General features: G+C 72.0%; 20 protein-coding genes. 9 read left to right on the top strand and 11 right to left on the bottom strand.

Features of this window, described 5'->3' with window-relative positions; genetic code table 11:
- Positions 1-47 precede the first annotated feature (47 nt).
- Positions 48-1604, top strand: a complete 1557-nt coding sequence (locus tag ACIQU3_RS32110; protein WP_403741247.1) for a GMC family oxidoreductase — start codon at positions 48-50, stop codon at positions 1602-1604.
- Positions 1601-3109 carry an APC family permease gene (locus tag ACIQU3_RS32105; protein ID WP_403741244.1) on the top strand — a complete coding sequence of 503 codons (1509 nt, stop codon included), beginning with the start codon at positions 1601-1603 and terminating at the stop codon, positions 3107-3109. Before ACIQU3_RS32110 ends, ACIQU3_RS32105 begins: the two co-directional genes overlap by 4 nt.
- 181 nt (positions 3110-3290) lie before the next feature.
- Here the strand turns inward: ACIQU3_RS32105 and ACIQU3_RS32100 are convergent, their stop codons facing one another.
- Positions 3291-4649 (bottom strand): DUF692 domain-containing protein, encoded by a 1359-nt coding sequence (locus tag ACIQU3_RS32100; RefSeq protein WP_403741241.1) that lies wholly within the window; start codon positions 4647-4649, stop codon positions 3291-3293.
- Between the two features lie 181 nt (positions 4650-4830).
- Between ACIQU3_RS32100 and ACIQU3_RS32095 the strand changes: the two genes are divergently transcribed.
- Positions 4831-5403, top strand: a complete 573-nt coding sequence (locus ACIQU3_RS32095; protein WP_403741238.1) for a potassium channel family protein — start codon at positions 4831-4833, stop codon at positions 5401-5403.
- An 8-nt stretch (positions 5404-5411) separates the two neighbouring features.
- Here ACIQU3_RS32095 and ACIQU3_RS32090 read toward each other — a convergent pair whose 3' ends face one another.
- From ACIQU3_RS32090 to ACIQU3_RS32075, 4 genes are all read right to left on the bottom strand, one after another.
- Positions 5412-5873 (bottom strand): hypothetical protein, encoded by a 462-nt coding sequence (locus tag ACIQU3_RS32090; RefSeq protein ID WP_403741233.1) that lies wholly within the window; start codon positions 5871-5873, stop codon positions 5412-5414.
- A gap of 68 nt (positions 5874-5941) precedes the next feature.
- Complete coding sequence (locus ACIQU3_RS32085; protein WP_403741229.1) at positions 5942-6709, bottom strand: peptidyl-tRNA hydrolase; 768 nt, start codon at positions 6707-6709, stop codon at positions 5942-5944.
- Positions 6710-6870: 161 nt separating this feature from the next.
- Complete coding sequence (locus ACIQU3_RS32080) at positions 6871-7050, bottom strand: hypothetical protein (RefSeq protein WP_366714424.1); 180 nt, start codon at positions 7048-7050, stop codon at positions 6871-6873.
- A gap of 28 nt (positions 7051-7078) precedes the next feature.
- Positions 7079-8596, bottom strand: coding sequence for an FAD-dependent oxidoreductase (locus tag ACIQU3_RS32075; RefSeq protein WP_403929095.1), 1518 nt, complete (start codon positions 8594-8596; stop codon positions 7079-7081).
- A gap of 85 nt (positions 8597-8681) precedes the next feature.
- Here ACIQU3_RS32075 and ACIQU3_RS32070 point away from each other — a divergent pair, with 85 nt between their 5' ends.
- Positions 8682-9056: an ArsR/SmtB family transcription factor gene (locus tag ACIQU3_RS32070; protein WP_403929092.1), complete on the top strand. Its 375-nt coding sequence runs from the start codon at positions 8682-8684 to the stop codon at positions 9054-9056.
- Positions 9053-9538, top strand: coding sequence for an SRPBCC domain-containing protein (locus ACIQU3_RS32065; protein WP_403741218.1), 486 nt, complete (start codon positions 9053-9055; stop codon positions 9536-9538). Before ACIQU3_RS32070 ends, ACIQU3_RS32065 begins: the two co-directional genes overlap by 4 nt.
- Positions 9539-9548: 10 nt before the next feature.
- Here the strand turns inward: ACIQU3_RS32065 and ACIQU3_RS32060 are convergent, their stop codons facing one another.
- From ACIQU3_RS32060 to zapE, 6 genes are all read right to left on the bottom strand, one after another.
- Positions 9549-10406: a PPK2 family polyphosphate kinase gene (locus ACIQU3_RS32060; RefSeq protein ID WP_403741215.1), complete on the bottom strand. Its 858-nt coding sequence runs from the start codon at positions 10404-10406 to the stop codon at positions 9549-9551.
- Positions 10407-10486: 80 nt separating this feature from the next.
- On the bottom strand, positions 10487-11869 hold the full coding sequence (locus tag ACIQU3_RS32055; protein ID WP_403741208.1) for a PhoX family protein: 1383 nt from the start codon (positions 11867-11869) through the stop codon (positions 10487-10489).
- A 90-nt stretch (positions 11870-11959) separates the two neighbouring features.
- Positions 11960-12928, bottom strand: a complete 969-nt coding sequence (locus tag ACIQU3_RS32050) for a slipin family protein (RefSeq protein WP_403741205.1) — start codon at positions 12926-12928, stop codon at positions 11960-11962.
- Between the two features lie 167 nt (positions 12929-13095).
- Entirely contained in the window at positions 13096-14583 is a 1488-nt protein-coding gene (locus ACIQU3_RS32045; protein ID WP_403741202.1) for a SulP family inorganic anion transporter, read from the bottom strand.
- An 8-nt stretch (positions 14584-14591) separates the two neighbouring features.
- Positions 14592-15173: a carbonic anhydrase gene (locus ACIQU3_RS32040; RefSeq protein WP_403741200.1), complete on the bottom strand. Its 582-nt coding sequence runs from the start codon at positions 15171-15173 to the stop codon at positions 14592-14594.
- A 705-nt stretch (positions 15174-15878) separates the two neighbouring features.
- Positions 15879-16982: a cell division protein ZapE gene (zapE, locus tag ACIQU3_RS32035; RefSeq protein ID WP_403741198.1), complete on the bottom strand. Its 1104-nt coding sequence runs from the start codon at positions 16980-16982 to the stop codon at positions 15879-15881.
- 37 nt (positions 16983-17019) lie between these two features.
- Between zapE and ACIQU3_RS32030 the strand changes: the two genes are divergently transcribed.
- The 4 genes from ACIQU3_RS32030 (at position 17020) to msrB (ending at position 20507) form a co-directional block, all read left to right on the top strand.
- Positions 17020-17823: a pyrimidine reductase family protein gene (locus ACIQU3_RS32030; RefSeq protein ID WP_403741196.1), complete on the top strand. Its 804-nt coding sequence runs from the start codon at positions 17020-17022 to the stop codon at positions 17821-17823.
- A 256-nt stretch (positions 17824-18079) separates the two neighbouring features.
- Entirely contained in the window at positions 18080-18553 is a 474-nt protein-coding gene (locus ACIQU3_RS32025) for an indole-3-glycerol phosphate synthase (RefSeq protein ID WP_403741193.1), read from the top strand.
- Between the two features lie 140 nt (positions 18554-18693).
- Positions 18694-20085 (top strand): UDP-N-acetylmuramate--L-alanine ligase, encoded by a 1392-nt coding sequence (murC, locus tag ACIQU3_RS32020; RefSeq protein ID WP_403741190.1) that lies wholly within the window; start codon positions 18694-18696, stop codon positions 20083-20085.
- A gap of 14 nt (positions 20086-20099) precedes the next feature.
- A complete protein-coding gene (gene msrB, locus ACIQU3_RS32015; RefSeq protein ID WP_403741187.1) occupies positions 20100-20507 on the top strand; it encodes a peptide-methionine (R)-S-oxide reductase MsrB in 408 nt (135 codons plus the stop codon).
- The last annotated feature ends 1 nt before the right edge of the window (position 20508 follow it).

Here is a 20508-nt window from a genome sequence, read left to right as displayed (position 1 = left end):
CCCGCCAGCCCGTGGCCCACCGAACGAGAAAGAAAGCAGAGCAGCGCATGGCCACCACTCCCGCGCACGGCGCCGAGTCCGCCTACGACTACGTCATCGTCGGCGGCGGCACCGCCGGTTGCGTGCTCGCCGCCCGGCTGAGCGAGGACCCCGACTGCCGCGTCTGCGTCATCGAGGGCGGCCCCAGTGACGTCGGCGACGAGCGCATCCTGCGCCTGCGCAACTGGATCAACCTGCTCGGCTCGGAGTTCGACTACGGCTACACCACCGTCGAACAGCCGCGCGGCAACTCGCACATCCTGCACTCCCGGGCCCGGGTGCTCGGCGGCTGCTCCTCGCACAACACGCTGATCAGCTTTCTGCCGCTGCCGCAGGACCTCGACGACTGGGTCCGCCAGGGCTGCTCCGGCTGGGACCCGGCGACGATCCTGCCCTACCGCGACCGGCTGCTCACCCGGATCGTTCCCGTGGCCGAGGCCGACCGCAATGCCATCGCCGAGGACTTCGTCACCGCCGCCTCCCGCGCCCTCGGCGTCCCCGTCGTCGACGACTTCAACGCCGAACCCTTCGCCGACGGCACCGGCTTCTTCTCGCTGGCCTACCAGCCGGAGGGCAACCTGCGCTCCTCCGCGTCCGTCGCCTACCTCCACCCGGTGCTGGACCGGCCCAACCTCACGCTCCTGCTGGAGACCTGGGCCCACCGGCTGATCCCCGACGCGTCGGGCCGGCTCACCCGGGTCGCCGTCCGGGGTGCCGACGGCGAACCCGCCACCGTGCGTGCCGAGCGTGAACTGCTGCTTTGCGCGGGTGCCATCGACACGCCGCGGCTGCTGATGCTCTCCGGCATCGGACCGGCCGACGACCTGCGCGCCCTGGGCATCGAGGTCCGGGCCGACCTCCCCGGTGTCGGGGAGAACCTGCTCGACCACCCCGAGTCCGTGATCGTCTGGGAGACCGCGGGACCGCTGCCGCCCAACTCCGCCATGGATTCCGACGCCGGTCTGTTCCTGCGCCGCGACCGTGGCCAGCCGCGTCCCGACCTGATGTTCCACTTCTACCAGGTGCCGTTCACCGTCAACACCGAGCGGCTGGGCTACCCCGTGCCGCGGCACGGGGTGTGCATGACACCGAACGTGCCGCGGGCCCGCTCCACCGGCCGCATGTGGCTGCGCAGCAGGAACCCCGCCGAGCATCCCGCCTTGGACTTCCGGTACTTCACCGACCCCGAGGGCCATGACGAGCGCACCATCGTGGACGGACTGAAGGTGGCACGCGAGGTCGCCGCGACCGATCCGCTGCGCGACTGGCTCGTCCGCGAGGTCGCCCCCGGTCCGGACGTCGTCTCCGACGCCGACCTGTCGGAGTACGGCCGCCGTGCGGCCCACACCGTGTACCACCCGGCCGGCACCTGCCGGATGGGCGCCGCGGACGACCCCGCGGCCGTCTGCGACCCCGAGTTGAGACTGCTCGGCGTCGAGGGCGTGCGGATCGTCGACGCGTCGGTGTTCCCGACGATGCCCACCATCAACCCGATGGTGACCGTGCTGCTCGTCGCGGAACGGGCCGCCGATCTGATCACCGAAGGACGGAAGGTGCAGCGGTGACCGGTACCCAGCCTCCCGCGGCGGCCTCCGGCGTCCCCGGCGGTGAGCCGGGATCCGAGTTCCGCAAGGACATGGGCCCCTGGGCCAACTTCGCCCTCGGCTTCACCTACCTCTCCCCGGTGGTGAGCACCTACACCCTCTTCGGCATCGCGATCGTCGACGGCGGGCCGCCGATGATCTGGGCGTTCGTGCTGGCCGGCTGCGGCCAGTTCCTCGTGGCGCTGATCTTCGGGGAGATCGTCGCCCAGTACCCGATCGCGGGCGGCGTCTACCCCTGGGCGCGGCGGCTGTGGGGCAAGCGCTGGGCGTGGATGACCGGCTGGGTGTACATGTGGGCGCTGCTGGTGACCATCACCTCGGTCGCCTACGGCGCCGGCCCCTACATCGCCATCCTCTTCGGCTTCGACGCCACCGTGCACACCACCGTGCTGTGCACCGCGGTGCTCATCGTCGTCGCCATCCTCATCAACTACATGGGCACCAAGGCGCTGTCGGCGGCGGCCATCATCGGTTTCGGCGGCGAGCTCATCGGCGCCCTCGTCGTCGGTATCTACCTGCTGTCCACTCACCGGCACCACAACGTCGGCATCATCTTCGACACCTACGGAATCGAGGAGAACGGCTCCTACCTGCCGGCCTTCCTGGCGGCCGCCATCATCGGCTTCTACCAGTACTACGGCTTCGAGGCGTGCGGGGACACCGCGGAGGAGGTCGCCCACCCGGGGCGCGTCATCCCCCGCGCGATGCGGCGCACCATCTACATCGGGGGTGCCGCGGCCACGTTCACCTGTATGTCACTGCTGCTGTCGGTCACGGACTTCAACGCCATCATCTCGGGCGAGGTGGCCGACCCGGTGGTGGACGTGCTGTACGACGCCATGGGCGAGACCGGGGCCCGGCTGGTGATGGCCGTGGTGCTGATCTCCTTCCTGTCCTGCACGATCAGTCTCCAGGCCGCGGCCGGGCGGCTCATCTACTCCTACGCCCGGGACGAGATGATCGTCGGACACCGGATGCTGCGGAGGTTCGTGCACGCCCGTGCGGTGCCGAGCTGGGCGCTGTTCGTGTCCGCGGCGGTGCCGCTGCTCATCGCCTTCGCGTCGCTGCTCTCCGAGGACGCCCTCACCAACATCGTCTCGTTCGCGATCCTGGGCATCTACGGCTCGTTCCAGATGGTGGTCCTTGCCGCACTGCGCGCCCGGCTCAAGGGCTGGCGTCCGGCGGGGGAGTTCACCCTGGGCCGTTGGGGCCTCGCCGTGAACATCGCCGCGCTGGTCTACGGCATCTTCGCCATCGTCAACATCTGCTGGGCCCGCACCCCGGAGAAGCCCTGGTGGGAGAACTGGATCGTGCTGCTCTGCGGCGCGGTGGTGCTGGGCACCGGCCTGCTGTACATGTTCACCACGCACCACTACGGCCGCGGCGACGCCCCTGCGGGCGACGCGGTGCGGCAGAAGACCGGTTCGACGGCCGGGGGGCCTCCTCCCGGAACCCCGCGGGGGTGAGACGAGGACGGTGCGGGGCCCGGCCCGGGCCCGCACCTCGGCAGCCCGGGCCCGCGTGGTCGGCAGTTCGGACCCGCGTGGTCGGCAGCTCGGGCCCGCGTCGTCGGCGGCCCGGGTCCGCGTCGTCGGGAGCTCGGGATCCGCGCCGTCAGGGCCGGCCGGTTCGGGCCCCTCGTCCCCGTCAACGCCGTGACAGCACCCTGCGCGTGGCGCGGGCGAGCCGGCGGGCGGGCCGGCGGGAGAGGGGCGCCGGGCCCGACCGCTCCCTCCACCACTCCCGCAGCTCCCGCCGCGCCCGCGTGTCCCCCGGGCGCCCGGCGGCCAGCAGATACCCGGCGAAGGTGAGGGCGTCCCGCCGGTATCCGGCGGTCATCGGGTGGGTCTGGGCGTAGCCGAGGAACGCCGTGCGGTACCCGTCCCCGAGGATGACCGGCAGTTCGGGGGCGACCTTCGCCACCACGTCCGCCCGCTTCGCGGCGAGCGCCCGGGCCTGCACACCGAGCCGGACCCGGTCGAACCCCTCGGGCACGGGCGTCCCGGCGACCAGCGCCGACAGCAGCGCGGCCTGCGCGAGCCCGAGCCGCTGCCGGGCGGCGCCGGCCCCCTCTGGTGGGGGCGGGCCGGAGGCGCCCCGTGTCGCCCCGGCCGCCCCGGTCTCCTGCTCCGCCCGCACCGCGCCGGCGGCCGAGCGGAGTTCCGTCTTCACACGTTCGACCGCCCCTGCCTCCAGCGCCCGGCGGATCGCGGTCAACTCGCCTTCCAGCTCCGCCGGTTCCGGGAAGTTCTCGTCCCGTTCCAGCAGGACACCCGGCGGGCTGACGCGGGAGGCGAGGTCCGTCAGGACGTCCAGGACCGGCCGGGGGACCGGGTGGGCGTGGCTGTCGTGCCAGACGCCGTCACGTTCGAAACCGCCGGCGACATGGACGTAGGCGATGGCCTCCAGGGGCAGTTCGGCGAGGGCCTTGGACGGGTCCTCGCCGCGGTTGACGTGGTTGGTGTGCAGGTTCGCCACGTCGACGAGGAGGCGGACGCCCGTACGGTCGGCGAGTTCGTAGAGGAACTGGCCCTCCGTCATCTCCTCGCCCGGCCAGCAGATCAGCGCGGCGATGTTCTCCACGGCCAGCGGCACCGGAAGCGAGTCCTGCGCGATGCGCACGTTCTCGCACAGGACGTCCAGGGCGTCCCGGGTCCGGGGGACCGGCAGCAGATGGCCTGCTTCCAGGTGCGGGGAGGCCGTCAGCGACCCACCCGCCCGTACGAACGCGATGTGCTCGGTGACCAGCGGGGAGCCCAGCGCCTCGGCGCGCTCGGCCAGCGCGGTCAGCCGTCCGGCGTCGGGCCGGTCCGCGCCGCCGAGGCCGAGCGAGACACCGTGCGGCACCACGGTCACGCCACGCTCGCGCAGCCGCTGCAGGGAGTCGGGAAGGTGCCCGGGGCAGACGTTCTCGGCCACCGCTTCGACCCAGTCGATCCCCGGCATCCGCTCCACGGCGTCCGCGATCTCCGGTCGCCATCCGATGCCCGTTCCCAGTCGCTCCATCGTCCCCTCCTCCGCCCGGCCCGTTCCTCGAACGTGAGGGGGGTATGGCCCAGCCGTTCATTCCCCAACCGCGCCAGGACGCCTTCAGAGCAACATTTGAGGTTCGGGGACCCGGCAAGCCGTCCCCACCGACGGAGGCGCAAGGGTCGCGTACCGCCCCGATACGTCGTACACCGGACCTATGCCCGAAGGCAGCGAGCAGCCCCACAGCCCCGGGCGGGACCGGGAGGCGAAGTCCGCGGCGAGTGCCGTCCACCGGTTGCGGATCGGGGCCGGGGCCCTGCTCCTGGCCTGCGGCACGGCCTACTTCCTGCTGCCCCTGGAGGGGCTGGGGGCCGACCGTCCCTGGCTGGGCTGGCCACTGTTCGTGCTGTGTCTGGCACTCGTCGCCGCGCTGCTGCTGCGCCATGTGCGCGACATCGTTCTGGAGAAACCACAGGCCCGGTCGGGCATCATGATCTCGCTGCTGATGTGCCTGGCCGTCCTGGTGTTCTCGTCCGGGTATTACGCCCTGGCGCAGCAACCGGGGCAGTTCACCGGCCTGCGCACCCGCGTCGACGCGCTGTACTTCACCGTCGTCACGCTCGCGACCGTCGGCTACGGCGACATCACCCCGAGCGGGCAGGAGGCCCGCCTGGTGACCGTCGTCCAGATCGTCTACACGTTCGTCTTCCTCACGGCGGCGGCCACCGCGCTGACACGGCGGATGCACGCGGTGGTCGCGGAGCGCGATCGGCGCCCGCCGCCGTCCTGACCGGAGCTCTACACCGGGCGGGAGGAGCGGTAGTTGAACAGGGACCAGAGGACGAACAGACCGGTCACGATCATGATGATCGACCAGAAGGGCTGGTACGGCAGCCACAGGAAATTCGCGATGAGGGTCAGGCCGACCACGACCGCGCTCACGACCCGCGCCCAGGTGGCCCCGGCGAACAGGCCGAGTCCGGCCGCCACCACGAGCACACCGACGATCACGTGGATCCAGCCCCACGCGGTCAGGTCGAACTCGAAGGAGTACTGGCCGAAACTCGTGTACACCTCGTCGCCGGCGATCGCCGCGATGCCCTGGAGCACCGCGAAGAGGCCGTAGACGACCATCAGGATGCCGCCGAGAGCGAGCCCCCCGGCCGCCCACGGGTCGCCGGAGCCGTCCGGACCGGAGCCGCCGGGCGTCCGGTCGCCGGGGGCGGGCGGGGCGGGGGGAGGGGGCGCGGCGCTGGTCATGGCTGCCTCCAGGGGGCGTCGGCTGGTAACCCCACTGGAGCACTCGTCCGGGACGGGCGCGCCTGCGGCTACTCCGAACGAGTGGACGTCGCGCGGCCGGACCCGTGCGGTCCCCGGCGCAGCGCCGGGTGGTCGGCGACCACGGTGCACGAGCCTGGCGCGATCTCCGTGAACCCCGCGTCGCGGACCAACGGCAGCCCGAGGCCGGTCAGTTCGGACCAGTGGTCCGTCCGGGCCGTCCGCACGGCGAGCGGGAAGCCCGCGTCGCGCCACGCGGTCCGCTCCCCGTCGGACAGCTCCCACCAGGCCAGTTGGGCGGCGTGGCCCGCCTGCGCCATCGCCTTGCCGGCCGACATGCCGAGGTCCGGGTTGAGCCACAGCATCGGGGCCGACGGGTCGGCGTCCGCCGGCGACTCCGGGTCGTCGAGGTCGGTGCCGGAGACCTGAAGCCGGGCCAGGTCCTTGGGCCAGCCGTCCAGCGGGACGGGCGGGAAGACCCGTACCTCGGCCGACTTGCCGGTGACCGTGATGCCGGGCAGCGCCTCGGCCCGCCGCCACTCCGCGCCGCGCGCCCGCCGCACCACCTTGCGGATCCTGGCGTCCTGCCAGTCCCGCATCGCCGCGGCCCACTCGCCCTCACCGGCCGACCGCTCGTCGGCCAGGATCGTCAGCACGGCCCGCGCGGCCGTCTCCAGCGCGTCGGTGCGCGCCGGCGGGTCCCCCCGCTCGATCCGCACCACCAGCGGCAGCACGAACTGCGGTGCCTCGTCGCGCGCCGAGGGCTCGGACCGGAAGGGGCTGCCGCTTTCGCTCTCGGGCGTCGGGTTCTCGCTCACGAGCCCCAGTGTGCCAGCCGGAAGATCGTGCAGGCTGACCGCATGCGCCTGCCCCCGTGCCTGCGCGACGCCGCCGGGCTCAGCCGACGCTGCCGCCCCCGGCCGCGGCGGACGTGGTCACGGCCGAGGTACCTGCCGTGGCCGGTGCGGCCTCCCGGAGGTCACCCCGAACAGGCCGTGCGCTGCGCTTCCTGCCACTCGCAGACGGGGCAGAGCGTGATGCCCTTGTACGACTCGGGGTACTCCGTGGGTTCCCGGCACAGGACACACTCCGCGTACGGCGGCCCCTCCGCCAGGGGCGGCCTGGTCGCGTCGATCAGGCAGTAGTCGTCCTCACTCATACGTCCAGCGTAGGTCCGGGGCGGGCGGTCAGAGGTCCCGCTGTTCCAGCGGCTTGGTCGCCGGGCCCTGGATCACCTTGCCGTCCGTGTCGAACCGGGAGCCGTGGCAGGGGCACTCCCAGGCGCGCTCGGCGGCGTTGAAGTCGACCAGGCAGCCCAGGTGGGTGCAGCGGGCGGAGACGGCGTGCAGCCCGCCGTCGTCGTCGCGGTACACCGCGAGGCGGTGTCCGTCGGCGCGGACCACGGCACCTTCGCCGGACGGCAGGGACTCCACCGGCGGCGAGGGCCGCAGCCGGTCCCCGACGAAATGCCCGGCGACCTTGGCCTGCGTCTTGAGGAACGCCGGCGCCTCACGCAGCGCGGGCTTGACCCGGCGCGGATCGTACAGCCCGCTCCACTCGCACTCCTCGCCCAGGATCTGCGCGCTCAGCAGCCGGCCGGCCATGATGCCCCCGGTCATGCCCCAGCCGCCGAAGCCGGTGGCCACGTACGTGTGCCGGGCGCCCGGGTGCAGGGGGCCCACCATCGGCACCGTGTCCGTGGGTTCGGTGTCCTGGGTCGCCCACCGGTGGGTGACCTCCAGGTCCGGGAAGTGGCCGGTGGCCCAGGCAGTGAGGCGTTCGAAGCGGGCCCGCGGGTCGTCCGTGCCCGGGGTGAAGTGCTCACCGGTGACGATGAGCAGCCGCCGCCCGTCCTCGTGGGGCGCGGTGCGCACCGAGCGGGTGTCCTCGTCGGGCGTGATGAACATGCCGCCCGGATCCCGTTCCGCCGGAATCGTCCCGGCGACGACCAGCTCGCGGCGCGTGGAGAGGCGGGCGAACAGCAGGGCACGGTCGAAGATCGGGTAGTGCGTCGCGACGACGACGTCCCGGGCGCGGACCGTCGCCCCGGTCGCGGTGGACAGTCGGCACGGCTCGCCCTCGTCCAGGCCGAGGACGGTGGTGTCCTCGAAGATCCGCCCGCCGCGCCCGGCCAGGTCGGCGGCGAGTGCCAGCAGGTACTTGCGCGGGTGGAACTGGGCCTGCCCGGTCACCTCGACGGCACCCGCCACCGGGAAGGGCAGCCCGGTCTCCGTCACGAACGAGGCGGGCAGCCCGGCGTCGGCCGCGGCCTCCGCCTCGGCGCGCAGTTCGGCCACGCGGCCCGGGTCGCGCGCGTAGGTGTATGCGCTCCTCGTCTCCCACTCGCAGTCGACGCCCAGTTCCTCCGCGATCCGGGCCGCGTGCCCGATCGCCTCCGACTGGGAACGCGCGTACAGCCGGGCGCCCTCGGGGCCGCGGGTGCGTCGCAGTTTGTCGTAGACGAGCGTGTGCAGGGCGGTGACCTTGGCGGTGGTGTGTCCGGTGACGCCGGCCGCGACCCGCCCGGCCTCCAGCACGGCCACGCTCCGCCCGGCCCGCGTCAGCTCCCACGCCGTGCTCAGCCCGGCGATCCCGGCGCCGATCACCGCCACGTCGACGTCCAGGTCCTCCGTCAGCGCCGGATGGCGGCCGTCCGGTGCCGTCTCTAGCCAGTACGAGCTGCTGACCTGCTGCTTCTCGCTCATGGGTCGCCGAGTACCCCGGTCTGTCCGCTTCACTGTCGGGCGCTTCGCTTTACAGCGGAGGCGGGCCGGGCTAACATACAACCAAATGGTTGTATATGAGTGGAGTGAGGAGACGGTCGACCGGCTGTTCCACGCCCTGGCCGACACCACGCGGCGGGACATAGTGCGCCGCTGCGTGCGCGGGGAGCTGTCGGTCTCCCGGCTGGCCGAGGCCTACCCGATGAGCTTCGCCGCGGTGCAGAAGCACGTGGCGGTGCTGGAGCGGGCGGGTCTGGTCACCAAGCAGCGCAGCGGACGGGAGCAGCTCGTGCGCACCGACCCCGATGCGGTGGGCCGCGCACGCCAGGCCCTGGACGATCTCGAATCGGCGTGGCGCGGGCGGGTGGACCGGATGGCCCGGCTGCTCGCCGAGGACCCCGAACCCGAAGCGAACGACCCGACGGAAGGACCCGAGCGATGAGTGTCACCAGCGTCGACAAGGACCTCGACGCCCTCACCCTCACCCTGATCGCCGACTTCGCCGCCCCGGTCGAGCGGGTGTGGCGGCTGTGGGCCGACCCCCGGCAGCTGGAGCGCTGGTGGGGCCCGCCGACCTACCCGGCGACCGTGGAGCAGCACGACCTCACCCCCGGCGGAGAGGTCACGTATGTCATGACCGGCCCCGAGGGCGACCGGCACCGCGGCTCGTGGCGCGTCACCTCGGTCAGCGCGCCGACGGCCCTGGAGTTCACCGACGGCTTCGCCGACGACGACGGCAAGCCCAAGGACGACATGCCGACCATGTCCGTGACGGTGCGGCTCAGCGAACACGGCGGCGGCACCCGGATGGAGATGCGCTCCCTGTTCGACTCCCGGGAGCAGATGGAGCAGATGGTCGCCATGGGCATGGAAGAGGGCCTGAAGGAGGCCGTCGGCCAGATCGACGCCCTGCTCGCCGCCTGAACCCGTCGGGTCAGGGCTGCTCCAGCAGCCGTCTCCGGCACTCGGCGACGTCGAAGTCCGCCTGCGGATACCGCGGGTCCAGCTCCTCCAAGTGCTCCAGGAGCAGGGTGCTGACCGCCCAGTTGCGGTACCACTTGTGGTCCGCCGGGATCAGGTACCAGGGCGCGTTCGAGGTGCCGCAGCGCTCCAGGGCGATCTCGTACGCCTCCTGGAACGCGGGCCACAGGGCGCGGTCGTCGACGTCGGAAGCGGCGAACTTCCAGTGCTTCTCCGGCTTGTCGAGGCGTTTGAGCAGCCGACGGCGCTGCTCGTCGTAGGAGAGGTGCAGGAAGCACTTGACCAGGGTCACACCGTCGTCGGTGAGGGACCGTTCGAAGCGTTTGATCTGCTCGTAGCGCCGGGCGATCTCGGGCGCGGGCGCGAGTTCCCGGACACGGGCGACCAGGACGTCCTCGTAGTGAGAGCGGTCGAAGATGCCGAGTTCGCCGCGGATCGGCAGCGCCTGCTCCACGCGCCACAGGAACGGGTGCGCGCGCTCCTCGGCGGTGGGTGCCTTGAACGCGGTGATCCGGCAGCCGGACGGGTTGAGCAGGCCGATGACGTGCTTGACCGTGCCGCCCTTCCCACTGGTGTCCATGCCCTGCAGAACCAGCAGCACGCGGCGCCGGTCACCCCCGGTGCTCGCCGCCCACAGCCGTTCCTGGAGGACGGCCAGCCGCTCGCCGATCCGGCCCGTGGCCGCCTTGCCCTTCGCCTTGCCGTGCGGTCCGCCCGGAGTGGCGGCGGCGTCGTACCGGCTCAGGTCGACCGGACGGCCCGGGGGCAGACGCAGCCGCTCCCGCAACGAGGAGCTGTTCTTGTGTGTCACCGGGCTCCCTTCGCGGTCTGGTGCCTCGATCGTCCGGCGGGGCGCCGGGTTTCGCACCCGGCGCCCGGTCGGGGTGCCGGTCAGCGGCGCCAGGGGCCCGTCACCGCGAACGTGGTGCCGGGCGTGTAGCAGTTGACATACATCGTGTCGCCGTCCGGGGAGAAGGTCACCCCGGCGAACTCGCCCCACTCGGGCTCCTGCTCGGTACCGATGTTCTGCCGGTTGCGGGCCATGGCGTAGACCTCGCCCCGCCGGGTGACACCGAAGACGTGCTGGGCGCCGTTGCCGTCCTCGCAGACCATGAGGCCGCCGCTGGGAGCCAGACAGATGTTGTCCGGCGACTCGCCCGGCAGCTGCACATCGGTGTCCGGGCCGAAGACGATCACCAGGGTGAGACGGCGGCGCTCCGGGTCGTAGCGCCAGACCTGCCCGAAGTGGTCGGCGGCCGAACCGTCGGACCGGCGTGCGAAGGAGGACACGAAGTACACCGAACGGCCGCCCCAGTAGCAGCCCTCCAGCTTCTGTGCGTGCGTGATGCCCCCGCGGCCGAAGTCCTGGAACCGGATCGGGGTCTGCGCGGCCTGGGGGTCCGGTACGTCCACCCACTCGATGTGGTCGAACTCGGCGCCGACGTCCTGAATGGAGGACAGGTCCGGCACGCCGGGCACGCGCATGGCCTGGAGCCGGCCGCCCGCGCGCAGCGAACCCCTGCCGCCCAGCGGCCGGTTCGGCAGGAAGCGGTAGAAGAGGCCGAAGGGCTTCTCGAAGGCGTCCTCGGTCTCGTACACCACGCCCCGCCGGGGATCGACGGCGATCGCCTCGTGCGCGAAGCGGCCCATCGCGGTCAGCGGCACGGCCCCGGTGCGGTGCGGATCGGCCGGGTCGACCTCGAAGATGAAACCGTGGTCCTTGGTGTAGCCGTTGGTGCCGGCCTTGTCCTCGGTCTCCTCGCAGGTCAGCCAGGTGTCCCAAGGAGTGGGTCCGCCCGCGCAGTTCACGGCCGTACCGGCGATCGCGACGCGCTCCGACTGCACCCGGTTGCGGGAGTCGAGCGTCAGGGCCGTGCAGCCGCCCTTGCCGGCCGGGTCGTAGGTGAGGCCCTCGACGGTCGGGACCGGGACCTTGCCGCTCACGCGGTTCTCGTGGTTGCGGACCAGGTGGACCCGGCCGCCTCTGCCGCCGAAGGCGGACATGCCGTCGTGGTTGGAGGGGACCTTGCCCTCGCCGGAGCGCAGTTCGTCGCCCTCGCGGGAGAGGATCCGGTAGCGGAATCCCTCCGGCAGGTCGAGAACGCCCTTCGGGTCGGGGACGAGCGGGCCGTAGCCGGTGTGGCCGAGGCCCTGCGCGGCGGCGGTGCCGGCGAAGAGTTCGGAGAGGGCGCCGGAGAACGCGATTCCGACACCCAGGGCGCCGGTTCCGGCGAGCATCCGGCGTCGGGTGGTGAAGCGACCGGATTCGGTCATGGGGAAACCTTCCTGCTGGCGGACAGGAACTGTGATCCCGCTGTGTCTATCACCTGGTGCGGGCCGCGGGAACCACGCGCGTAGCGCGCGTCACTGCTCGACCGCGCGCCGCAGCCGCTCCATGGCCTCCCCGGCCTGCTCCGTGAGGTCGACGGCGCGTTGCTCCGTGAGGTCGGCAGTGCGCTCCTCGATCTCCGCGCGGTCCGCGGGCCCCGCCTCGGCCGCCTGTGCCGCGTCCGCAGCCTGTACCGCGTCCGCCGCCTGTGCCGCGGTCCGCGGCTGTCCCGCGCTCTCCGCGGGCTGCGCGCCCCGCTCCAGGAACCGCAGCAGTTCCACCGGAATCGGCAGGACGAGCGTGGAGTTCTTCTCCGCCGCCACCGCCATGACGGTCTGCAGCAGCCGGAGCTGGAGTGCCGAGGGCGTGTCGGCCATCTGGTGGGCGGCCTGGGCCAGCTTCTTGGAGGCCTGGTACTCGGCGTCGGCGTTGATCAGCCGGGCCCGCCGCTCCCGGTCGGCCTCCGCCTGCCGTGCCATGGAGCGCTTCATGGTGTCCGGCAGGGAGACGTCCTTGATCTCCACGCGGTCGATCGTCACGCCCCATTCCACGGCCGGACTGTCGATCATCAGCTCCAGGCCCTGGTTCAGCTTCTCGCGGTTGGAGAGGAGGTCGTCCAGCTCGCTCTTGCCGATGATCGAACGCAGCGAGGTCTGCGCCATCTGCGAGACGGCGAAGCGGTAGTCCTCGACGTTGACGACCGCGGCCGACGGGTCCACCACCTTGAAGTACACGACGGCGTCGACCCGCACGGTCACGTTGTCACGGGTGATGCCCTCCTGGGCGGGGATGGGCATGGTCACGATCTGCAGGTTGACCTTGCGCATCCGGTCCACCGCGGGGATCACGAGGTTGAACCCGGGCCGCCGCACGTCCCCGTGCAGGCGCCCGAGCCGGAAGACGACCCCGCGCTCGTACTGCTTGACGACCCGGGCCGCCGCGGCCATGTACACCAGCGCACCGGCCCCGACCGCGGCCACCACGCCGACCAGCTCTTCGACCATGTCGACCTCCCGTTCAGAGGTCCCAATCCGTCCGCTCCTGTAACGATATGCCCGAACCGGTGTGTGGGGCCATGTCCGGTGATCGGGCCGGAACGGGGGCGGACACACGTGGTCCGGGGCGCGCAGCCGGCGCGCCCCGGACCAGGCCGGGTGAGTCGTCCCGCAGGTCAGGCGACGCCGACCTGCTCCACCGGGGTCTCCTCGGGCTCGGTGACCTTCACCGGCTCCGTGCCCGTCGCACTGTGGCGTGCGGCCCAGTTCTCCAGGGCCGTGCGGCAGGCGTGGTCGAGGTGGTGCAGGCCCGAGAGGTCCAGCTCGACCGGGCGGTCCTGCGGCAGGCCCTCCAGGCTGTCGAGGATCTTCGGCAGCCGCAGGAAGGTGGCGTTGCCGGACAGGTACGCCTGGATCGGGCCGGCGCCCTTGTCGATGATGTCGAGCTTGATGTGCGAGGCCTCCCACGCGGTCTTGACGACCGACAGGGCCAGACCGATGAGCACACCCTCGAACATGTTCACCGCGACGATCGACACGGCGGTGACGATCAGGATGAGCGCCTCACCCTTGTGCGCCCCCCACAGCGCCGTGAGCTGGCGGAACGGGATCAGCTTCCAGCCGGCGTGCACGAGGATGCCGGCGAGGGCGGGGATCGGGATCAGCGCCAGGGCCCACGGCATCGCGGCGGCGAACAGCAGCAGCCACACACCGTGCAGCACCCGGGAGGCCTTGGTCTTGGCGCCCGCGTTCACGTTGGCGGAGCTGCGCACGATGACGGCGGTCATCGGCAGCGCGCCCAGCAGACCGCACAGGGTGTTGCCCGCTCCCTGGGCGATCATCTCCTTGTTGTACTCGGTGCGCGGACCGTTGTGCAGCCGGTCCACGGCGGCCGCACTGAACAGGCTCTCCGCGGAGGCGATCAGCGCGAACGCGATGATGGTGCCCCAGATGGCCGGGTTCGCCAGTTCACCGAAGGCCTCGGCGCCGGGCGGCTGGACGACGCCGAGCAGGCCCTCCACCTGGACGGTGGCGACCGGCAGGCCGAAGGCGAGCGTGGCGACCGTGGCCAGGACGACCGCTGCGAGGGCGCCGGGCACGGTCCGGACCGCCTTCGGCATCTTCGTCCAGAGCACGATGACGGCGATGGTGCCCGCGCCGATCGCGAGGGAGGTCATGGCCTCGGTGCTGCCGAGCGCGTCGGCGAACATCCCAGGCAGGCCGGCGATCTTGCCGAGTCCGGACTCCGGTGCCTTCAGGCCTGCCGCCGCGTACACCTGCCCGGCGATGATCACCAGTCCGATGCCGCAGAGCATGCCCTCGACGACGGAGACGGATATCGCCCGGAACCAGCGGCCGATCCCCAGGAAGCCCATGGCGAGCTGGAGCAAGCCGGCGAGCAGCACGATCACGCCGAGGGTGGCCACCCCGAACTGGCTGACGGCCTCGAAGACCAGCACGGTGAGGCCGGCGGCGGGGCCGGACACCTGGAGGCTGCTGCCGCGCATCAGCCCGGTGACGATCCCGCCGACGATGCCGGTGATCAGGCCCAGCTCCGCGGGAACGCCGGAGGCGACCGCCACGCCGACGCACAGCGGGACCGCGACCAGGAAGACGACGATCGAGGCGAGGAAGTCCTGTTTCAGGTGGGGAAACTTGGTCATGGTCGCCCTCACAACTTCTCGAAGGAGTCGGTGTCCGCGCGGTGTTCGCGCACGGTGCCGGTGTGTACTTCGTAGAACCAGGCGTGCAGCCGGAGCCGGCCGTCCGTCAGGCGGCTCTCCACGCAGGGGTACGCGCGCAGCTGCTCCACCTGGGTCAGGACGTGGTTCTGCACGGCCTCGGCGACCGTCTTGTCGGCCGGGTCCGCGCACTTGGGCTGGTCGCAGGCGCGTGCGAGCCAGTCGCGCACGGCGGGGACGCCGGAGAGGTCGTCGCCGCGCACGACCGCGCCCACGGCGCCGCAGTGCGAGTGGCCGCAGACGACGATCTCCTTGACGCCGAGGACCTCCACGGCGTACTCGATCGTGGCCGCCTCCGAGGTGGGGTGCTCGATGGCGTGCGGGGGGACGACGTTGCCCGCGGTGCGCAGCTCGAAGAGCTCGCCGGGACGGGCGCCCGTGATCAGGGCCGGTACGACCCTGGAGTCGGAGCAGGTGATGAACAGGACGTCGGGGGACTGGCCCTCGGCGAGGTCGGCGAACTCCTCAGGGCGCTGTCCGAAGATGCGGGCGTTGTCGATGAGGGGTTGCATGATGTGGTGACTCCTCCTGGCGCGCAGTGGGGGCGCGTCGGACGGGCATGGCATGGGGTGGGGGGAACTGCTCTGCCGATCAGCAGCGGAAGACCTGAAGTGCCGCCGGAGTGTGCGACGTCGAGGATCTCGACGTGTGGTCGTGCGCGGCGCCGGGTCTGACCGGTTCGGGCGCCGTCGGCCTGATGTGCCGTTGCAGCGGCCGCTCCGGGCCCGGGGGCGTGAGGTCCGCGGTGTGGGACCGGTCGCGGGTCCGCAGGGGACCGGTCGGGTCCCCGTGGTGTCCGGCGCGGCAGGTGGCCGTCTCGTCGCGCAGAGCCTTTCCCGGGGAGGTGGGCCCGGGGCGGGAGGACTTGCCGGAGGGCTTTGTTCCGGGCTGAGCCTTGGCCTCGGATTGACTGTGCGTATGCGCGGATGCGAAGGATGCCGTCGGTGCGAAGAACTGGAGGGCGAGCAGGACGGCGGCGAGGATCGAAACCACGGTCCGTGCCGTCGTACCTCGGTGCATGCGCCCCCCTCCCGGTGCTTCGCACGTCTAGTGCGGGCCAACAGTTGGTCAACGGCCGGTCAAGAAACACGTTAACCCTGCAAAGTCGTTTGCAGGGTTAACTTAACGTTTCAAGCTGAAGAGAGCCTGAAAACCGCAGGTGGGGTGGCTTGAACAAGCTCTTTCTGTCGGGCTGTTGACGCGGTATCAGGGGCCGTTCACCGGGGGTCTGCCAGTGTCCCCGCGTCGCGGGCCAGAGCGGTGAGCCGGGAGATGGCCCGGAAGTACTTCTTGCGGTAGCCGCCGTTGAGCATCTCCTCGCTGAACAGCCGGTCGAAGGGCAGGCCCGAGGCGAGCACCGGCACCTCGCGGTCGTAGAGCCGGTCCGCGAGGACGACCAGCCTGAGGGCAGTCGACTGGTCGGGAACCGGGTGCACGCCGGTGAGGCACACGGCCTTGATCCCGTCGGTCAGGGCGCCGTACCGGCTGGGGTGGACGCGGGCCAGGTGTTCCAGGAGGGGCGAGAACGCGTCGAGGGAGGCGCCCTCGGTGGCGTGCGCCGCGCGGGTCACCTGTTCGTCGGAGTACGGCGGCGGAGCCTCGGGCAGACCGCGGTGGCGGTAGTCCTCGCCGTCGATGCGAAGGGCGCGGAAGTGGGCCGACAGGCCCTGGATCTCCCGCAGGAAGTCGGCCGCTGCGAACCGGCCCTCGCCGAGCTTGCCGGGCAGTGTGTTCGAGGTGGCCGCCAGCGCCACACCCGCGTCGACGAGCTTGCCGAGCAGGGTGGACACCAGCACGGTGTCGCCCGGGTCGTCGAGTTCGAACTCGTCGATGCACAGCAGGCGGTGGCCGGACAGGGTCTGGACGGTCTGCTGGAAGCCGAGGGCGCCGACCAGGTTGGTCAGCTCCACGAACGTGCCGAACGCCTTGAGCGCGGGCTCGGCAGGGGTGGCGTGCCACAGGGAGGCCAGCAGGTGGGTCTTGCCGACGCCGTAGCCGCCGTCGAGGTAGACGCCGCGCGGGCCGGCGGGGGCCTTCCTCGCCGCCTTGCCGAAACCGAACAGCCGCCGCCTGCCGGAGCCCGGGGACCCTCCCGAGTCCAGGCCCGCCGCGAAGGTCTCCAGGACCCGGACGGCCTCCGTCTGGCTGGGCTGGTTCGGGTCGGGGATGTACGTGCTGAAGCGGACGGAGTCGAACCGCGGCGGCGGCACCATCTCGGCGACCAGCCGGTCCGCGGGCACCCGCGGCTCACGGGCGCACAGCGACAGCGGGGCCGGGTCGGTTATGGGGCCGCTTCCGGAGGGGGCCAGGGGAGAAGACACGGTTCACCATGCTACGGCGCGTGGAACACTGCACGGCATGCGACGTCTGTTCCCTGTGACCGATGAAACAGCAGCTCCGGCGCCGGGCGGCGCGTCCGGTGAGGGCGCCGGGCGGGAGTGGAGCCTGGACGAGCTGGCCGCCGCGTACGCCTATCCCGAGCCGGGGCCCGGGGGACCGGTCGCCTGGCTGCGCGCCAACATGGTGTCCACCCTGGACGGGGCCGCGCAGCACGACGGCCGTTCGCAACCCATCTCCAGCGCGGCCGACATGCGGATCTTCGGCACGCTGCGGGCGCTGGCCGACGTCGTGGTCGTCGGCGCGGAGACGGTACGGCAGGAGGGCTACCGGCCCGCACGCGCGCGGGAGGACTTCGCGGCGATGCGGGCGGCGGCCGGCCAGGGGCCCGCACCCGCGATCGCGGTGGTCACCGCCAGTCTCGACCTGGACTTCTCGCTCCCGCTGTTCACCTCGCCCCTGGTCCCCACCCTGATCCTCACGGGCGCCGCGGCCGCCCCGGACCGCGTCGCGGCCGCCGAGAAGGCGGGCGCCCGGGTCCTGACCGCGGGGGACGGCATCGGCGTGGACCCCGCCCGCGCCGTCCGCGCCCTCGCCGACCTCGGCCACACCCGGCTGCTCACCGAGGGCGGTCCGCGGCTGCTCGGGCAGCTGGTCGCGGCCGGTGTGCTGGACGAGCTGTGCCTGACCGTCTCCCCGATGCTCACGGCGGGCGACGCGCAGCGCATCGCCGGGGGGCCGGCGGTCACGGTCCCGCACCGCTTCGGGCTGGTGTCGATGCTGGAGGAGGACGGCTTCCTGTTCACCCGGTACGGGCGGACCTGAGCGCGTACTGAAACGCCGGGCTCCGGGTACAAGGTGGCGGCGGCGGGGAGCGCGGAAGGCCGGTACGTCCGGGAACGGGGCGCCCCGCCATGAGTCCGTTAATCGGTGGAATATGCCGTTCTGTTTGATTTTCGGAGGGCACACTGGATCCGGCAGTAACCGTGCGAAGACGGGGCAGGATGGTTTCCGCAGGGTCCGGCACGGCCGGCCTGCGGCGAAGCGGGGCCATGGGCCCCCGGAGCAGAAGGGGCGCCTGGTGTTCACAAGCGTATTGATGATCGAGAAGGCGCTCACGTCGGCCGACGTGGAGTTCGTCACCACCCTGCACGGCGAGGAGCAGGTCTCCTTCGAGGTGCTGTTGCAGCCGCGCGGAGAGCAGGCGGACCGCCTGCTGCGGGCCATCGACGACGTGGCGCTCGGCGAGCTCGACGAGGCCGTCCGCGAGGGGGAGACCCCCGAGGGGGAGGAAGCGCTGAGCGTCGGGCAGCGGGCCCTGGAGGTGTCCCTCACGGCGTTGCGCGCCTCGGGCAGCGGGGCGCGGGGGCGGCTGATCGAGGACCATCCGCTCGACGCGCTGAAGTCGCTGGTGGAGGAGGTCGGGGCGGACGAGGTCATCGTGCTGACCGACCCCCACTACGTGGAGGAGTTCTTCCACCGGGACTGGGCTTCCCGGGCCCGGCACAAGGTGGGGGTGCCGGTGCTGAAGCTGTTCTCGCACAGCAAGGCGTAGGGGCGGATCGCGGGGTTTTGCCGGGTGCGGGGCGTTCGTGGCCGTTCGCGCGGCTCCCCGCGCCCCTGATGGGCGTGTCGGCCCTGCGCACGCATAGGCTTGGCCCCGCTAACCCCCGTCACCCGAACTTGGAGACACGCATGGCAGCCGGCCTTCCTCCCGCCATGGACCGACCGCACTTCATCGGGATCGGTGGCGCCGGGATGTCGGGGATCGCGAAGATCCTCGCGCAGCGCGGGGCCGTCGTGGCGGGCAGTGACGCCAAGGAGTCGGCGACGGCCGAGGCGCTGCGCGCGCTGGGCGCGACCGTGCACATCGGGCACGCCGCGGAGCACCTCGCCGACGACGCGAGCTGTGTGGTCGTGTCGTCGGCGATCCGGCAGGACAACCCCGAGCTGGCCCGCGCGGCCGAGCTGGGCGTCCCCGTCGTGCACCGGTCCGACGCGCTCGCCGCCCTGATGGACGGGCTGCGGCCGATCGCCGTCGCCGGGACGCACGGCAAGACGACCACGACGTCGATGCTGGCCGTGTCGCTGAGCGAGCTGGGCCTGAAGCCCTCCTACGCGATCGGCGGGGACCTGGACGCGCCCGGCTCCAACGCGCTGCACGGCGAGGGCGAGATCTTCGTCGCCGAGGCGGACGAGTCGGACCGCAGCTTCCACAAGTACGCCCCCGAGGTCGCGATCGTCCTCAACGTCGAGCTCGACCACCACGCCAACTACGCGTCGATGGATGAGATCTACGCGTCGTTCGAGACGTTCGTGGACCGGATCACCGAGGGCGGCACGCTGGTGATCGCGGCCGATCACGAGGGTGCGCGGGAACTGACGCGCCGGGTCGCCGGGCGCGGCGTGCGCGTGGTGACCTACGGCGAGTCCGAGGACGCCGACGTGCGCATCCTGTCGGTCGTACCGCAGGGGCTGCGCAGCGAGGTCACCGTGGTGCTGGAGGGCGCGGAGCTGACCTTCGCGGTCTCCGTCCCCGGCCGGCACTACGCGCACAACGCGGTCGCCGCACTGGCGGCCGGCGCGGCCCTCGGCGTCCCGGCGGCCGAGCTGGCCCCGGCGATCGCCGCCTACACGGGTGTGAAGCGGCGGCTCCAGCTGAAGGGCGAGGCCGCGGGCGTCCAGGTCATCGACTCCTACGCCCACCACCCCACCGAGATGACCGCCGATCTGGAGGCCATGCGCGCGGCGGCCGGCGACGCCCGGATCCTGGTCGTCTTCCAGCCGCACCTGTTCTCGCGGACCCAGGAGCTCGGCAAGGAGATGGGCCAGTCCCTCGCCCTCGCGGACGCCTCCGTCGTGCTGGACATCTACCCGGCCCGTGAGGACCCGATCCCCGGTGTGACCAGCGAGCTGATCATCGAGGCGGCCCGGGCGGCGGGTGCGGACGTGACGCCGGTGCACGACAAGGCGGACGCCCCGTCGGTCGTCGCGGGAATGGCGAAGCCGGGGGATCTCGTTCTCACGATGGGAGCGGGCGACGTCACCGACCTCGGCCCGCTCATCCTGGACCGTCTGTCGAACTGAGGGGCTGGAGGCTCATGCCGTACGACGTCGAGAAGCCGGACGAGCAGTGGCGCGTGGAGCTGAGCCCGGGCGAGTACGCGGTGCTGCGCCAGGCGGCCACGGAGCCCGCCTTCACCGGTGAGTACACCGACACCAAGACCCGGGGCGTCTACTCCTGCCGTGCCTGTGGAGCGGACCTGTTCACCTCGGACACCAAGTTCGAGTCGCACTGCGGCTGGCCGTCCTTCTTCGACCCCAAGGACACCGACGCGGTCGAGCTGATCGAGGACCGCTCGCACGGCATGGTGCGGACCGAGGTGCGCTGCGCACGCTGCGGCTCGCACCTCGGGCACGTGTTCGAGGGTGAGGGGTATCCGACGCCCACGGACCAGCGCTACTGCATCAACTCGATCGCGCTGCGCCTCAGCCCCGAGCAGGACTGAG

The sequence above is a fragment of the Streptomyces sp. NPDC101110 genome (assembly GCF_044759525.1).
Taxonomy (GTDB): Bacteria; Actinomycetota; Actinomycetes; order Streptomycetales; family Streptomycetaceae; genus Streptomyces.
The sequence above is the reverse complement of the archived record's forward strand: the minus strand, read 5'-3'. Positions and strand labels throughout refer to the sequence as shown.

Excerpts from the sequence above, each read along its gene's own strand:
- ACIQU3_RS32045 (WP_403741202.1), bottom strand. The coding sequence starts at position 14,583 with ATGACCAAGTTTCCCCACCTGAAACAGGACTTCCTCGCCTCGATCGTC.
- ACIQU3_RS32100 (WP_403741241.1), bottom strand. The coding sequence starts at position 4,649 with ATGGAGCGACTGGGAACGGGCATCGGATGGCGACCGGAGATCGCGGAC.
- ACIQU3_RS32110 (WP_403741247.1), top strand. The coding sequence starts at position 48 with ATGGCCACCACTCCCGCGCACGGCGCCGAGTCCGCCTACGACTACGTC.
- ACIQU3_RS32050 (WP_403741205.1), bottom strand. The coding sequence starts at position 12,928 with ATGGTCGAAGAGCTGGTCGGCGTGGTGGCCGCGGTCGGGGCCGGTGCG.
- ACIQU3_RS32070 (WP_403929092.1), top strand. The coding sequence starts at position 8,682 with ATGGTTGTATATGAGTGGAGTGAGGAGACGGTCGACCGGCTGTTCCAC.
- ACIQU3_RS32075 (WP_403929095.1), bottom strand. The coding sequence starts at position 8,596 with ATGAGCGAGAAGCAGCAGGTCAGCAGCTCGTACTGGCTAGAGACGGCA.
- ACIQU3_RS32040 (WP_403741200.1), bottom strand. The coding sequence starts at position 15,173 with ATGCAACCCCTCATCGACAACGCCCGCATCTTCGGACAGCGCCCTGAG.
- ACIQU3_RS32055 (WP_403741208.1), bottom strand. The coding sequence starts at position 11,869 with ATGACCGAATCCGGTCGCTTCACCACCCGACGCCGGATGCTCGCCGGA.
- ACIQU3_RS32030 (WP_403741196.1), top strand. The coding sequence starts at position 17,020 with ATGCGACGTCTGTTCCCTGTGACCGATGAAACAGCAGCTCCGGCGCCG.
- ACIQU3_RS32065 (WP_403741218.1), top strand. The coding sequence starts at position 9,053 with ATGAGTGTCACCAGCGTCGACAAGGACCTCGACGCCCTCACCCTCACC.
- ACIQU3_RS32090 (WP_403741233.1), bottom strand. The coding sequence starts at position 5,873 with ATGACCAGCGCCGCGCCCCCTCCCCCCGCCCCGCCCGCCCCCGGCGAC.
- ACIQU3_RS32080 (WP_366714424.1), bottom strand. The coding sequence starts at position 7,050 with ATGAGTGAGGACGACTACTGCCTGATCGACGCGACCAGGCCGCCCCTG.
- msrB (WP_403741187.1), top strand. The coding sequence starts at position 20,100 with ATGCCGTACGACGTCGAGAAGCCGGACGAGCAGTGGCGCGTGGAGCTG.
- murC (WP_403741190.1), top strand. The coding sequence starts at position 18,694 with ATGGCAGCCGGCCTTCCTCCCGCCATGGACCGACCGCACTTCATCGGG.
- ACIQU3_RS32095 (WP_403741238.1), top strand. The coding sequence starts at position 4,831 with ATGCCCGAAGGCAGCGAGCAGCCCCACAGCCCCGGGCGGGACCGGGAG.